General features: G+C 44.6%; 14 protein-coding genes, 1 CRISPR repeat array and 1 riboswitch (1 of these 16 cut by a window edge). Of the genes, 12 read left to right on the top strand and 2 right to left on the bottom strand.

Features of this window, described 5'->3' with window-relative positions; all coding sequences use genetic code 11:
* Positions 1-459: direct repeats of the CRISPR family, unit length 32 nt; unit sequence GTCGCACTCTATACGAGTGCGTGGATAGAAAC; it reaches 312 nt to the left of the window's first position.
* Positions 460-694: 235 nt separating this feature from the next.
* Positions 695-832, top strand: a complete 138-nt coding sequence (locus QP775_RS07155) for a hypothetical protein (RefSeq protein ID WP_285104767.1) — start codon at positions 695-697, stop codon at positions 830-832.
* A gap of 637 nt (positions 833-1,469) precedes the next feature.
* Here QP775_RS07155 and QP775_RS07150 read toward each other — a convergent pair.
* Positions 1,470-2,747 carry a hypothetical protein gene (locus QP775_RS07150; RefSeq protein WP_285104765.1) on the bottom strand — a complete coding sequence of 426 codons (1,278 nt, stop codon included), beginning with the start codon at positions 2,745-2,747 and terminating at the stop codon, positions 1,470-1,472.
* A 1,567-nt stretch (positions 2,748-4,314) separates the two neighbouring features.
* Between QP775_RS07150 and fabD the strand changes: the two genes are divergently transcribed.
* From fabD to QP775_RS07130, 4 genes are all read left to right on the top strand, one after another.
* Entirely contained in the window at positions 4,315-5,625 is a 1,311-nt protein-coding gene (fabD, locus tag QP775_RS07145) for an ACP S-malonyltransferase (protein WP_285104763.1), read from the top strand.
* A gap of 183 nt (positions 5,626-5,808) precedes the next feature.
* Positions 5,809-6,027, top strand: a complete 219-nt coding sequence (locus QP775_RS07140) for a hypothetical protein (protein ID WP_285104761.1) — start codon at positions 5,809-5,811, stop codon at positions 6,025-6,027.
* Between the two features lie 92 nt (positions 6,028-6,119).
* Positions 6,120-7,073, top strand: coding sequence for a 4'-phosphopantetheinyl transferase family protein (locus QP775_RS07135; protein ID WP_285104759.1), 954 nt, complete (start codon positions 6,120-6,122; stop codon positions 7,071-7,073).
* Entirely contained in the window at positions 7,070-7,819 is a 750-nt protein-coding gene (locus QP775_RS07130; protein ID WP_285104757.1) for a thioesterase II family protein, read from the top strand. The genes QP775_RS07135 and QP775_RS07130 overlap by 4 nt, the downstream gene beginning before the upstream one ends.
* Positions 7,820-8,256: 437 nt before the next feature.
* Here the strand turns inward: QP775_RS07130 and QP775_RS07125 are convergent, their stop codons facing one another.
* Entirely contained in the window at positions 8,257-9,216 is a 960-nt protein-coding gene (locus QP775_RS07125) for an L-lactate dehydrogenase (protein WP_285104755.1), read from the bottom strand.
* 222 nt (positions 9,217-9,438) lie between these two features.
* Here QP775_RS07125 and QP775_RS07120 point away from each other — a divergent pair, with 222 nt between their 5' ends.
* The 7 genes from QP775_RS07120 to QP775_RS07090 all read left to right on the top strand — a co-directional run bounded on the left by QP775_RS07120 (position 9,439) and on the right by QP775_RS07090 (position 14,689).
* Positions 9,439-9,801 (top strand): metal-sensitive transcriptional regulator, encoded by a 363-nt coding sequence (locus tag QP775_RS07120; RefSeq protein ID WP_239328182.1) that lies wholly within the window; start codon positions 9,439-9,441, stop codon positions 9,799-9,801.
* Between the two features lie 27 nt (positions 9,802-9,828).
* Positions 9,829-10,029: a cation transporter gene (locus tag QP775_RS07115; RefSeq protein ID WP_285104752.1), complete on the top strand. Its 201-nt coding sequence runs from the start codon at positions 9,829-9,831 to the stop codon at positions 10,027-10,029.
* A 182-nt stretch (positions 10,030-10,211) separates the two neighbouring features.
* Complete coding sequence (locus QP775_RS07110) at positions 10,212-12,626, top strand: heavy metal translocating P-type ATPase (protein ID WP_285104750.1); 2,415 nt, start codon at positions 10,212-10,214, stop codon at positions 12,624-12,626.
* Between the two features lie 186 nt (positions 12,627-12,812).
* Positions 12,813-13,094: a HesB/YadR/YfhF family protein gene (locus QP775_RS07105; RefSeq protein WP_239328179.1), complete on the top strand. Its 282-nt coding sequence runs from the start codon at positions 12,813-12,815 to the stop codon at positions 13,092-13,094.
* 312 nt (positions 13,095-13,406) lie between these two features.
* Positions 13,407-13,862, top strand: a complete 456-nt coding sequence (locus tag QP775_RS07100) for a macro domain-containing protein (protein ID WP_285104747.1) — start codon at positions 13,407-13,409, stop codon at positions 13,860-13,862.
* Positions 13,863-13,915: 53 nt separating this feature from the next.
* Positions 13,916-14,167: a YolD-like family protein gene (locus QP775_RS07095; protein WP_239328177.1), complete on the top strand. Its 252-nt coding sequence runs from the start codon at positions 13,916-13,918 to the stop codon at positions 14,165-14,167.
* A 99-nt stretch (positions 14,168-14,266) separates the two neighbouring features.
* Positions 14,267-14,689 carry a GTP pyrophosphokinase gene (locus tag QP775_RS07090; protein ID WP_285104745.1) on the top strand — a complete coding sequence of 141 codons (423 nt, stop codon included), beginning with the start codon at positions 14,267-14,269 and terminating at the stop codon, positions 14,687-14,689.
* Positions 14,690-15,044: 355 nt separating this feature from the next.
* A riboswitch (cobalamin riboswitch) is annotated at positions 15,045-15,234 on the top strand.
* Positions 15,235-15,253: the final 19 nt, after the last annotated feature.

Genomic DNA, 15,253 nt, shown 5'->3' with positions numbered 1-15,253 from the left:
GACTAAACGCCGAACAAATGATGTCGTCGCACTCTATACGAATGCGTGGATAGAAACTGGCGCGGATGGTGATGCCGATGATCAGCAAGAAGTCGCACTCTATACGAGTGCGTGGATAGAAACGGAGGACATGTGCGAATTTGAGAAGGATGAGGACAACTGTCGCACTCTATACGAGTGCGTGGATAGAAACATCTAAATTAAAATCAGTAAATTTTAGTGCCAATAGTCGCACTCTATACGAGTGCGTGGATAGAAACAGTACGAGTCTATCAATTATTTGTTCTTCCTCTACGTCGCACTCTATACGAGTGCGTGGATAGAAACTGGGAAGCAGTAATTGAAGTACCACAAGAATAAACGTCGCACTCTATACGAGTGCGTGGATAGAAACAAACCACAATAGCAGTCCACCAAGCCAAAAATCGTCGCACTCTGTACGTGTGTATGGATAGAACAACACGTAGTGGCAGAAATACATTATATAAAACCACAAGTATTTCAACGTAACAATAGTTTTAATGGTCTGCTCCCTCTACCTATTAACTTTCATCGGTAGGTGTGAATAGCTGCTTTGGTTTATTATCTCATCAGGGAGGGAATAAGAGTGTATGTAGAAAAAATTATAGGACCACTTCGAGAAAGATTAAATTAGAATTACGGTGAATTGCTAATCCAATTGTTTGAAGGAGACGTGGGCAACTATTCATGTGATTTTCGTCCGCCAGCTACGGAGATTCAGATTCAAACGTTACAGGCTAATGGAATTGTTTTTCGCTGCGTAGGTGTCATCGCTAATCGTAATCTGCGCACGATCAATCTGGCCAGCTAACCTGGTGCATATGATAACAAACATCTCCTTCGTTGTGGGAGCATACTTTCAAGGCGGGGACATGGTGTAGTCTATATCTTCGTTTCATGACTCAGCAGCATATGTATTGTTGGGTATATCTGGTATAGCGACAATACCAGCGTTATATATGTTGGCTTTTACTGCGTAAAATTGAAACAAAGGAATGACACCTCAATGCTGTAGAATATAAGCTTGGCGACGACTTGCACTTTTGGCAGGTAACCGTATCAATTGCTGTAATTTGGTTTCTAATAGAGGTAGTCCTATTTTAAAGTGTTATACGGCCCTTCAGAGAATTCCATGCTGGACCGAGGATGAATAGTTACAACAACTTCCCCTGTCTAAACCGTCTCGTTTCTCCAAAGTGGGGTGCGCGTATTATTGTTAAAGATTCGGTGCTCAGCCGCAACTGGCGTAAAAAGAAGTGCTGCTGGTACGCGTATTTTATAATTAATAATTAATTTACCCAATTAAAAAAAACGGTCAATACGAGCACAATTATTGAAGCTAACTGCTTCTCGCTTCGACTTGGCAGTGGATATCGAGATAACTATAATATCCTATTATTCTTTCTATAGTAAGCACTGACAAATATGACTGCAAAGTAGTTGTCCCATTAATGCAAATCATTCAAGGACAAGACCTCTCCATTAACGGCATGCACACCGAAATGACAGTCCAATTTTCCGCACAATATATACTTTGTCTGGGTCGCATCATAAACATAAACGGGTGACAGCTCAATCAAGTCTTTAAGCTTGGAGAAAGCCTCCTCGTGACTGATTTTAACATCTTCTGCGCGTTCAAATGGATCAAACATACGGAGCAATGTAATGTTGTCCATATGATTTACGACGGCACTACGCTCTGTATCTATGAACAGCAGCAGTTTGCGTTGAAACATATGATTCGTTGTCTTCTTTTTTCGGAGTACCGCTTGAATATACCCTCGATCACGTTGCAAGGCCTTGAGCACCCATTGTCCTGAATCGTCAGGATAAAGCTGTACCATTGCTCTTTTTACTACCGTGATGCATTTCTCTTGCTCCTCCGTTGTGATGGGAAAGGTGTCAGGATGAGGCTCGCGTACAACAGCCTGTTCTACGCTAATGATCTCAGACAAGTTCACGTCTACTCTTTCAAAAGGTTCGGTTTGTATATTTGTAAAATCCCACGCCACGACCTCATCGATAGTTAGGTGAGTTGGGCTGTTTGCTGTGAACTGAAATGGCAAAATCCCCTGTCCATCATTGCTCACATAAATTTCTTCCATTAAATAAAATGGAATGTAACGCTGTTGCTCTTGGGCGGGGTACTCAATCAGCTGCAATTGCTTCTTAGCAAACGATTCTACTTTATGCAGTGACAGCGAATACAACTCCTCTTGTATGCTGGCTGCAGGTGGATATTGACCATATATCGAATACTGCACAAGTTTTCCCATGTGATCGAGATGAACCTCGATTTGCCCAGAAGGAGCGATAGGAATGCCGCCTACACAAATGAAAAATTGGAACCTGTTATCTTTTTGTTGTGATAATTGAAACTGCTTGCCATAGACCAGAGTAGATTCCCTTTCCACCCATCTAATGATTTCATTTAAGCTGAGAGGTGAACAAATAGGCCCATTTGCGTATGACATCCCTTGTACAAAGATGACACTCCTGTATTGACCCGTGTCTAATTGATATTGAATGACAGCAGTCCCTTTCGGGTTTACTCCTTCCTCATCCTGTTCCATCATGTGTGCCGGATACCATTCCATACTGAGACTGTAGATCGTCTCATTAAACTCATTTATGCCTCGATAAAGTTCTTGCTGACCTAAATGATAGTTGTCCAATCCAAATTTGAGTTTGGTGGTCTCTATAATTTCTTTAATTTTATTTTCCATGGTTATCCACCTCGATTTATAGGTCTACAAATACGGTTTATCATTTATCTAATTTTTACTTTTCATTACTAGTTATCCATATGTGCTGTAAATGAGTAGGATGTACATTAAACGGATTGGGCAATTTATAAACCATTTTATAATTTTTCTGTCATAATTAAAAATCGCGTAATTGAAGATAGGCTCAGGTTGTAGGTGTATATAATTGATCGACAGAGACAAATGAGGCAGCAGCAGGGACCCTTTTATTTCTCCGGAAAGCGCATGAAACGGCAAAAATATTCACTTATATCGATATTATGACTATCCAATTAGAGCGAAATACGCTACAATATCTCGTAAAATGGGACAATATCTCTTTTTCATGTTAAAGAATGAAAATCTTCATATTTCCAAAGTGGAATAATTCTCGTATACTGAACGTAAACCTGATCCGAAAGGTAGGTTATATATGTCAGAGGCCGATGTGAAGACCAACTCTTACATTCCGCTTTCGCATCCGTAGCAGCGAATCTGGTAGACAGAATAACGGCATGAAGATGCTGGCATGCATTGTATTATTGGATGGGCAGCAGCTGAAAGTAAGTTGGATGAACCGCAGCTAAGAGCCGCCATTTATCAGAGCGTGAGCAACCACTATGATGTGATCAGAGCCGTGGTGCTATTTCACGAAGAGAACAGAATTCCGCACCAGCGTTTTGAACCTTTTAGATGATTTCCAATCCTTACATAAGACTTCACCTCAGACTCATCTCCAGAAGCTGCATTTCACAAATGTTTTCGATTCCGCAACACACATCATGTAAGACTCTAACCTCAAGTTCAGGCATACCATTTTGGCTTATTTTGCATTGATCCGATAAGAATCGGCGACTACTCCTAATTTCCTAATTTCACTACTTGATCGCCGATGGTTGGTCACTATGATGACTGCCGGTACATGGAAGCGTTACTTTCAATATGATCAGCACAATGATCCATTTCCAGAAGATCACGACGAACCTTATTCACAGTCTACTTCACGCTTGTATGCCACATACATGGAGCGAGAAGTATGTTAATTCGCATCTTTGCCCAAGAAGCGCGATCGTTTTTTCTGACGGGAACAATTTTGAACACCGCCGAACTGCCAACACCTATTCGATCTCCTTTTACAGGCTTGAACGTCAGACGTGGACGATTTCGGATGCACAGATGTGTGTTGTGTCATACCTGACGAGACTTTACTAGGCGATGAATGGTCCAACTTGGAATTCTGTCGGTGGTGAAGATTAGCGATATCATACCCTGTACATTCGCCTACAATACAAATTGCAGGATTAGACAAGACAACGGAATAGCCTTCATCGTGGAAGCCGCCTTCATGCAGACAACTTGCTTATATGATTTAAACGTCAGGTTCAACCGGTCTATCCTTCAATTTAACGGTCACATCTCTATTTGTTCCACATCTTACGGTTACGCAGATTCGCTTGCATGACCATGCCGATGATGAATATCCAATTTTACGGGTGATAAGAGAAGGTTTAGCAACTGTAATTTAATATTCCATGTGGAGGTAAGGACAATGACAAAATGGGCAATTTGGTTTCCAGGCCAAGGATCGCAGCAGGTAGGTATGGGAAAGGCATTAACAGAAAAATACACAGAGGCCAGACAAGTTTTTGAAGAAGCCAATGACGCATTAGGTTTTGACTTGACCAAGCTTTGCTTTGAAGGACCACTGGATCAGCTTACACGAACCGAATTTGCACAACCGGCTATTTTAGCAACTAGTATTGCATCATTTCGAGTATTTCAAAATTATTTCTCAACCGTGCCTGACGTGCTGGCTGGGCACAGCTTGGGGGAATTGTCGGCACTTACAGCCGCAGGCACAATGAGTGTTGCTGATGCGGTTCGCCTCGTCAATCGCCGAGGCCAGCTCATGCAGGAAGCAGCAGTTAGCGGAGGGGCTATGGCTGCAATTCAAGGCTTGGAGGCACAGCAGGTCGACAAGGTATGTACCCAATGTTCAAACGAAAGCGGGACGGTTGTTGTTTCAAACTATAACAATCGTTCTCAGACGGTTATTTCGGGGGAATCTCAAGCTGTAGAACGGGCAATGTCCCAACTGGAAGCTTTGGGCGGAATTGCGATTCCCTTAAAGGTAAGCGCACCGTTCCATAGCCCTTATATGGAACAGGCATCGTTGAAGTTCCAATCCGAGCTGCAGGCGATCTCATTTAAATCGCTTGCTGTTCCAGTACTATCTAACGTAACCGCCAAGCCTTATGTCTCGGAGGCAGAGATCATTCCGCTGCTGACTCGGCAGATGACATCAGCGGTGCAATGGCAGGCGATGATGGACTGGATGAAAGCAGAAGGAGTTACGTATGCCGTCGAGATGGCTCCAAATCAAGTATTGACTCAGCTTGCTGCACGAGGCGGCATGCCATTTAAAACTTATACATACAATCAGCCAAAAGAGTGGGAACAAGTACCGGCTGATTTACGAAACGCCATGCCAGCAGTCACGGCTGAGCATACTTCTGGCGAGGATGTTCACATCGTAAACGAGAAAGCTAAAAAATTTGTAATTCGAGCGCTTGCGATCGCTGTATGCACCAAAAATAGCAATTGGAACGATGATGAGTATCGTCGGGGAGTAATCGAACCTTACCGTGAAGTTCAACAAATTCAAGAGGAACTGGATCGAACGGGTGCTATTCCTACTCGGGATCAGATGGACAGGGCACTCCATATGCTTTGTTCAGTATTTGAAACCAAACGAACACCTGATCAAGAACGGGATGAGCGGTTCGAGCAGCTGTTTGACGAGACGGATACAAAGCCGTTGTTTACGGTATGGAATTGGAGACAAGCTGTCCTAAGCTGAGCAGAGTAGGGGCTGAATGTCCACACACCCGAAGACGGAGGCCAAGACTGAACGGGGGAGTTTGCTCCCCTCTTCAGGAAGGGAGATCTGCTAGCGGGGAACGAGCACGTCAATATCAATCAAGTCATCATCCATGTGCGCGGGCAATGAGATGAAGCAAAGATTAGGCAGGCTGCTGCTTAGATGGTGAGGCGGCACGCTGCATTACGGATGATTTTTGTCACCGAGCGGATGGATCGCCCATGGCCTATGCAAACTTCTTTTCATGGCGATACCAAGCTGATCCGCAAGCCTGTAAAAGGAACGGAGACGATCTCTTGTTCGGTTGTCTTAATGGATAAAACAAGGGATTCCATTTGCAGAAGTCGAACATTATACAGTAAAGAAAGTGCATCGATTTAATAGGGAAGCTATAGTAGACAAATAAGGTGTATCAGATGTGCTGGATAGTTAGCTGCTGGAGAAATTTCACTTGAAGATATGGAGCAGATCATATGGTAGCATATTCCGATCAAACCGCAGGAATAAAACAGGTTAATGCGGAATGCCAACATGGCAAATATTTGCCGGTGTCCGGGAAGAAACCGATAGTATGGTTCATTCGAGTACAGCCTGATCGCTATGAGCTGCAGCAAGGCGAGCAGGCAAATAAATGGAAAAGCAGGCTGCCTCTTTCTGAGTACTGTCGTGTGCTGTCTTATCGGATACACGCTGATCGAGTCCGATGCTTGGTTGGGTATTTGGCTGTTCGCCTGCTAACTGCTAAGATGACAGAAATAAAACCAGTTGATCAGCCTTGGAGCAGGACCCCGTATGGAAAATTGAGCTGGGGCTTTAATAAAGCAGGTCAACAGCAGATAAATCTTGATTCTGCAGAGGAAGAGGAAGATACGCTCGATCCTGACGATGTTAAGCACTCGTGGCATGTAAATCTGTCACACTCTGGTGATTGGATTGGAGTGATTGGGCATATAGAGCCAGTAGGCATCGATATTGAGGAGCGCGGACGCATCTCATATGACATAGCAGAAAGATGGTTCCATCCGGCTGAGGCAGAGCGGATTCAACAAGCGCTTGATCAGCAGGCTGCACTGGGTGACTGGTGGACTCTTAAAGAAAGTTATGTCAAGTGGGACGGCAGGGGGTTGTCTTACGGACTGAATCAGTTTGCTATTCTACCGCAGCAGCAAGTGCATGCTGTTCCGTTGGAGCTGCAAACAAGGATGGACGTAGAGCCATTTTTGTGGCGTGAAGCAGGATGCTTTAAAGGTGATCAGCTGGAGCAAGATGAGCGTGTTAAGCTGCAGTATGGCAGTATAGCTGCAAATTACAGCGCATCGATATGCATGTCAAGCAACTCGCCATCGCCTTTCGTGTGCATGTTAACGGACGAGATGCTTATCGAGATGTGGGAAGAGTATATGACACAGGAAAGGGGACGTCTATGAGTGAAATTAAAGTTAGACTGTGCTGCCTTCCCTATGCGGGGGCGTCTGCATCTGTCTATATGCGGTGGAAACGCCAATTGCCAAGTTATATCGAGTTAATCCCGCTTGAACTCGCTGCGCGAGGAAGAAGATTTGGAGAAGCACCATACTCTTCTGTTGAAGATGCCGTCAGTGATATAGATCTTATGATGCAAAATATTTTGTCAGACGATAAGCCTGTTATCCTATTTGGCCACAGTATGGGTGCTTTGTTGAGCTACGAATGGCTGCGGCGGCAGCACGAGAACAGGGGGCGACTCCCAGAACGTGCGATTTTGTCGGCTCGCTCTGCTCCCCAATTCGTTAAGATGGAGGAGTCGATTGTTGGCTTGCCGGACGGACCCTTTATTGAGAAAGTGGCCGATTATGGTGCGGCAGATGCTTCTGTCCTAAGCCTGCCTGAAATGCGGGATGTTTTTGTGCCCATATTACGCGCTGACTTTGCTATAATTGAACGCCACACGCAACAAAGTATCGAAAGCAAGAAAGAAGCGGACAAGATCCCTGTGCCTGTCCAGGTATGGTACGGCGAGGACGATAATTCATTACGCGGCGAGATGGAAGGTTGGAAGAATTGGTTCCAGCACGATTTTCAGGTAGATTGCTTTCCGGGAAACCATTTTTATATTGTTGAGCATGAGGAGCTAGTTGTCAGTAGGCTGGCGGCCTGCTGTTACTCGATAATGCAGGAGCAACTGCAGGTATAGGAGTAAGAGTTATGGAACAGCTAAAGCAATATATTAAGCAATTGGCCTCGCTTACATGCGCGCTGCCGGATTAACACTTGTGGACGGTCGATGGTGTGAACAAATATTTACCCCTGGTGGGTATATAAAAGGAAATTTGAGCTTTGATACACAATTATTTTGCATATCGTCAAAAGAAGTCGCTTTCATCGATCCGGTTTAACTAAGCCAGACGGAGAAGTTCAGGTGCGTAGTAGTGAACGTTAGGTGCATTTTTGCTGAATGGGGACTAAGAACTACGAATTCAGTTACACCAGCAATGAATCAACATCCACACATGAATATATGTACAAACATACACACAATTATGAACCATAACAGCCCCTGTCAGGAGGTTCGCAGAACCAGCCAAGACAAGGGCTGTTTATGGTTAATCGTTGCGGCTGTACAGTTTACAATTAAACATGCTCCGGGAATATGCTTTTAATGGCTTGTTTCATAACCGTAGCGGAATGTTCGAACTTCAGCTGTTCATTCGGTGTGAGCTTGAGCTCGATAATATCCCGAATGCCTTCTCGTCCGATAACAGCAGGTACACCGATATAAAGATCGTTTAGACCGTACTGGCCATCCATCAGAGCAGATACAGACAAGATGCTGTTCTCGTTGCGCAGCACCGCTTTGGTCAGGCGGGCCAGACCCATCGCGATCCCGTAGTAGGTAGCACCTTTACGCTCGATTATATGATAGGCAGCATCACGCACATTTACAAAGATTTCATCCAATTTCTCTTGTGAAGGATAACCATGGGTGGCTTGGAAATCTTCAAGCGGCATGCCTCCAACGTTCACATGACTCCAGATCGGCAATTCTGTATCGCCATGCTCTCCCATGATGACGGCATGGACGCTGCTCGGATCGACTTTAAGTTCGTTGCTGAGCAGAGAGCGAAGACGCGCGCTATCCAATATTGTGCCTGAACCGATCACACGGTTGGCAGGCAAGCCGGAGTACTTCCATGTTGCATAGGTAAGGACGTCGACCGGATTCGTGGCTACGATAAAGATTCCATCAAAGCCGCTCGCCATAACAGCGTCAATAATTTTTTTGAAAATAGCAGCATTTTTTCCGACAAGATCAAGTCTCGTCTCACCGGGAGCCTGATTGGCACCGGCTGTGATCACGACGATATCCGCATCTTTGCAATCACTGTAGTCGCCTGCCCAAATACGCATATTACTGGCAAATGGAATGCCATGGTTCAAATCCATTGCGTCGCCTTCTGCTTTTTTATGATTGAGATCGATAATAACAAATTCAGAAGCGACACCTTGATTGAGCATCGCAAAGGCATAACTCGCACCTACAAATCCAGAACCGATCAGGGCTACACGGGATACTTTTCCAGCGGGTTTCATAACAAACACTCCTTACATTCTTGGTGTGATCATATGTGATGTGAATCATATGTATCTAGTAAAATTTTAACCATTAAACTGACAGTTTGGCAAATGTTAATCATAAATGGGCTTTATATCGGTTAAAATACCCATTTTAAGAAAAAATCATACCCGATATAAAAATTACTTGAATAGGGGTGGGGGGTATGTTAATATGAATTCAAGAAGGAGGTTGTCGCTATGAATGAACACGATGTCCCGCATCATACACCAGACGACGGTAACTGTTGTTCCGATGATCATGAATCACATTGCGGAACGGGTGAACGCAGAAGCCATCATTCGGATGAGACGAAGAAGAAGCTTGTACATCGTTTGAACCGAATTGAAGGCCAGATCAGAGGTGTTAAAGCAATGATCGAACGGGATACGTACTGCGATGACGTTCTGCATCAGATCGCATCTGTTCAGTCAGCTCTGAATTCTGTGGGGCGCTTGCTGCTGGAAGGACACATGAAGAGCTGCGTGGTTGAACGCATACAGGCGGGAGAACATGAAGTGCTGGATGAGCTGCTGTTGACGATGAACAAGTTGATGAAGTAAACCATAATCTGAAGGAGGACGTCCAATATGACAAACGTTACATGGCATGTAGAAGGTATGACTTGTGGACATTGCAAGCAAGCAGTAGAGAAAGCGGTAGCGAATGCAGGAGCACAAGCAGAGGTGAATTTGGCGGATAAGCAAGTGACGATTACGTATGACAAAGAGAAAGTTACTCCGGAAGTATTGCGTGAAGCTATTGAAGATCAAGGTTACGATATTGTATAAGTAGACATGAAGTGTGCGTGACTGCTGGATCTGCCGGAATCGTGGTATAGCTGCTACGCTATCGGCACCAGCACTCACGCAGCAGCCTTATTCCTAACAACGTCTTCTAAGATGACGGGTAGGAATATTATTTTACCCTATAATATAGGGTGTGGGGGTATACGAAGAGGAGCTGATACACCATGAATCATGAGGAACGGACATTTCAGATTGAAGGCATGACATGCGCAGCATGCTCGACTCGAATTGAGAAGGGCTTGAAGCGAATGAATGGCATGGAGAATGCATCTGTCAATCTCGCAATAGAACAAGCGACAGTGAAATATAACAGCGACACCATCAAATGGGAAGATGTGGTTCATAAAGTCGAACAATTAGGATACCAGGTTCCTAAAATGACGTATGAGCTGCAGATTGAGGGGATGACCTGTGCAGCCTGTGCGACCCGGATCGAGAAGGGTCTGTCAAGACTCAAGGGAGTTGAGCATGCTGCGGTGAATCTGGCGACGGAGACGGCCCATATTGAAGCAAGCGGTGCAACATTGGATGATATCGTTGGCAAAGTGGATTCATTAGGCTACAAAGCGTATAAGAAACAAGAGAGCCTGGAACAAGAGCAGTCACCAATTAATCGGAGCGCGCAGCAGCTAAAGACAACATTTATGATATCAGCAGTGTTATCTTTTCCGTTATTGTGGGCAATGGTGTCCCATTTTAGCTTCACCTCCTGGATATGGCTGCCTGAATTCCTAATGAACCCGTGGGTACAAATGGTTTTAGCTGCACCTGTGCAGTTTATTATCGGTTCGCGTTTCTATCGGGGGGCTTGGAAAGCACTGCGTAATAGCAGTGCGAACATGGATGTACTCGTATCTCTTGGGACTACAGCTGCGTATTTATACAGTGTGTATTTGGCCTGGCAGTGGCAGACAGGTGCCCTCCATCATGCAGAGATGTATTTCGAGACAAGTGCCGTATTAATAACATTGATTCTGCTTGGCAAATGGTTTGAGGCCTCCGCTAAGGGGCGTTCTTCACAAGCTATTCGTGCTCTCATGGGCTTACGGGCAAAGACGGCTACTGTTATACGTGATGGAGCTGACGTTGAAGTGCCTGTCGACCAAGTAAAGGTTGGAGAACTGCTTCGTGTACGCCCAGGTGATAAGATTCCAGTGGATGGTGAAGTGGTATCTGGAACGTCCACAATTGATGAGTCTATGCTCACAGGAGAGAGCATACCAGTAGATAAACAACAGGGTGATCAAGTGTATGGCGCTACGGTAAATGCACACGGATCACTTGTCATACGGGCAACACAAGTTGGCAGCGGTACGGCGCTGGCACAGATCGTTCGTATCGTCGAGGAAGCGCAAGGTTCTAAAGCGCCGATTCAGCGCGTTGCTGACCGGATATCCGCCATATTTGTTCCGATTGTAGTTGGCATTGCAGTATTAACATTTGTTTTGAGTTATTTTCTACTCGAACCGGAACAGTTTGGAACGGCATTAGAGCGTATGATTGCGGTTCTTGTGATCGCTTGTCCTTGTGCGCTCGGTTTGGCTACGCCAACTTCAATCATGGCGGGAACGGGCCGTTCGGCGGAATTTGGTATCCTTTTCCGGGGCGGGGAGCATTTAGAGACCGCTTACCGTGTAAATACAATTGTTTTGGATAAGACGGGAACGGTGACAGAAGGACAGCCTGCACTCACAGACTTTGTAGTTACGGGACAATTCGAAGAAATGATGGTAAAACGGATGGTGCTGGCGGCGGAGCGTCGTTCGGAGCACCCGTTGGCTAAAGCGATCGTCGAAGGGCTGCAGTCGCAGGTTGAGGCTGAGGAGCCCGAGACGTTCCAAGCGATTCCGGGATATGGTATTGAGGCATCAATCGAAGGCCATGAAGTTCTGATTGGAACGCGTCGTCTGCTTGCCAAACATGAGATTGATTATAGTCCTGTTGAAACGGATATGCAGAAGATGGAGTTGGACGGTAAAAGCGCCATGCTAATTGCAGTCAACGGGAAGTTGGCAGGTATCGTTGCTGCTGCTGACCGCGTGAAGCCGACTTCCCAAGCAGCCATCGCCCGTCTGCATGAGCAAGGATTGCATGTTGTTATGCTAACAGGTGACAACCAGCGAACAGCAGAAGCGATCGCGAAGGAAGTCGGCGTTGATCAGGTGTTCGCTGAGGTGCTGCCAGAGCAAAAAGCAGAATATGTGCGTCAGTTCCAGCAAGAAGGTCGGGTCGTTGGGATGGTCGGCGACGGCATTAACGACGCGCCAGCACTTGCCTCGGCGGATATCGGGTTTGCGATTGGTACGGGTACTGACGTAGCAATGGAGACGGCTGGTGTGACGCTAATGCGTGGCGACCTGAATGGTATTGCCGATGCGATGGATATGAGCCGTAGAACCATGCGTAATATTAAACAGAATTTATTCTGGGCGTTGTTCTACAACTCTGTTGGCATACCGGTTGCAGCACTTGGCCTATTAGCGCCATGGCTGGCAGGCGCGGCAATGGCTTTCAGTTCGGTATCGGTTGTGCTTAATGCGCTGCGCCTGCAACGGGTGAAAATGCAGCAAAATAATTAAAGCTTGTAATACAAAGAAGCAGAATCAATGCGCTGAGCATAGGCGCTGCTTCTTTTCTTAAATTTGGTAATAGATAATAGGGTATGAGTAGGCAATTTGGACATAACATGTTATGATCATTGTTACAGAAGTTCATCGCAAATACATCAGGATGAGCTAATAGAAGATGATAGAGGAGGAAGTCATATGCAATTGCGGGTAACCTCTGAAGCTGTACAACGTTTTCAATCTGAATGGGGATTTGTAGCTGGCGATAGCGTACGTGTCTTTGTCCGATACAGTGGATTCAGCGCGACAGGACCCTACTCATTTGGTATTATGAAGGATAGTCCGCGATATCCGGCTGTGACGGTGCAGTTGAACGGCATCACATTTTACATGGAGCAGAATGATATCTGGTTCTTGGAGAATGAGCAGCTGACAATTGACGAGCGGAACGAAGAAATAGTCTTTGTTCGGGAAGGCTAGTTGATCTTACTGCAAATTGGCGGTCGTTATATTCAATGAAGCGATGTATGGTTCGTATAACCGGCACATAGCTAAATTATATTCGTGCAACTACACTTGGATACCTTCGCCTTTATTAATAAAGTGCACCCCTTAGAATGCACATTGGAACAACCCTTAGGGTATCCAATGATTCTAGGGGGTGCATTTTTGTGGCCAAGAAGGGCCGAACAATTAAACGTTTACACATGTGAAGAAGGCGGAGGCCATAGCAACAAATTTTGAATAAGTATATTAATTTTGAATGAATATATTAAGAGGAGACAGTTACAAATGGCTGTGTATATTGTAGAGGGTGATTTATTAAAAGCAACAGAAGATATCATTGGGCATCAAGTTAATTGTCAGGGTGTAATGGGATCAGGTATCGCCAAGTCGCTGAGGGCAGCCTATTCTAACCTCTATCCCATGTATAAAGAATTCTGCTCCAAACACCAGAGCCCGTCCCAATTGCTTGGCAAGTGTCAGATCATTAATACTGGATCGAATGAAGTAGCCAATCTATATGGGCAATTAAACTATGGAAGACAAAAAACAGTGTATACTAATTATGAAGCTCTTAAAGCTGCCCTAGAAACATTAAGAGATTACGCAGTACTAAATAATTTAAGTGTAGCTTTGCCTTATAACATTGGTTGCGGGTTGGCAAATGGGGATTGGGACGCAGTAAGTAGCATTTTAAGTGAAGTGTTTATGGAATATGAAGTCACTTTGTATAGGTTTAAATGATAATAAAGATTGATTATTAAATTTATACTAGCATGAGTACAGGAGGTTGACACATGGCAAAGGCAAAAGTACCAAAACGACCTACACGTGATGAATTTGTACTAGAGGAACTTGGTAATCAGATAACAGAAGCCTATCAAGAAGAATCTATTGTTGTCCTTACAGTATGGGGATGGGATGAGGGAGTGAAAGGACAGATTGTCCAATTGGACTCTCGTACAGGTAAAGTACATGTAAATCAAGAAGGTGCAACGATTAAGGTTCCGTTTATGGATATTATGAGTCTGGATTATCCAAGAGACTAAGTCTGAATCCAATGTGCGATCAGGTCGGATAGTGGAAAATGATAGAATGATCGTTGAATAGTGGCTTGAACTAAAAATCAGTGTATGGGAGCTGATTCGTTGAACAACATAAGCAAAGCTATCATACTCGCTACAAAAGCTCACGATGGACAAGTGGACAAAGGCGGTAATCCCTACATACTGCATCCGCTTCGTGTCATGTTGAAAATGAAAAGCGAGGAAGAAAAAATTGTAGCGGTTCTGCATGATGTTCTAGAGGATACCGAGCTCAATAGCAAAGAATTACTTGAGCTCGGATTATCCGAAGATGCAGTATTTGCAATTGAATGTCTGACTAGGCATAAAGATGAATCGTATATCGAGTTCATTCAGCGTTTGAAATCTGTTCCCGTTGCTAGAAGCGTTAAGATTGCAGATATTATGGATAACATGAACTTATCAAGAATTGAGTCGCCGACTGAACAAGATTATATAAGAAATTTGAAATATCAAAAAGCGCTAGACGAGCTGCTGTCAGATTAAATCAAAGCTATTAACAACTCTTGTGCAGCATAACGGTTCTTACCTCAAAGTGCAATGCAACATACGTCCTGTTATTACTTAGTTTTTCGTTAAGGGTACGGTAGCGGATGCCCCTAGTTAAATTTGCAAGCCTGCTGACGGCTATAAGTATTTTTAGTTATGGGGCTTGGTGAAGATGAATAAAATGAAATGGATTTTGGGAAGACGAATCAGCCCAAGACGCGAGAAAATTTTGTTTATTTGATTAATTTAATTGTATTTACCTCTATTCCGATAAATACACTAGATAATAAAAGCTTGTCATTTGTTCATGCAGCAGATATAATCAGGACAATTGGTTACGATAACCAACGCAATTGAATAGATGAGAACAGGTGCTTTGGGTAACGTCAAAGCTTAATAGGGAAGTCGGTGCAATACCGACGCGGTCCCGCCACTGTAACAGCTGAGATGCAGCTAACTATGCCACTGGTCTTGATGATCGGGAAGGCAGTTGACATCGATGAGGTTGAAGCCAGGAGACCTGCCCGTTCTGACGACACTGCATAACCTACGGGAGATAGG

It is taken from the genome of Paenibacillus sp. UMB4589-SE434 (genome assembly GCF_030226685.1).
In the GTDB taxonomy this organism is placed as follows: Bacteria; Bacillota; Bacilli; order Paenibacillales; family Paenibacillaceae; genus Paenibacillus_B.
This window is presented reverse-complemented; position numbering and strand designations above follow the sequence as displayed.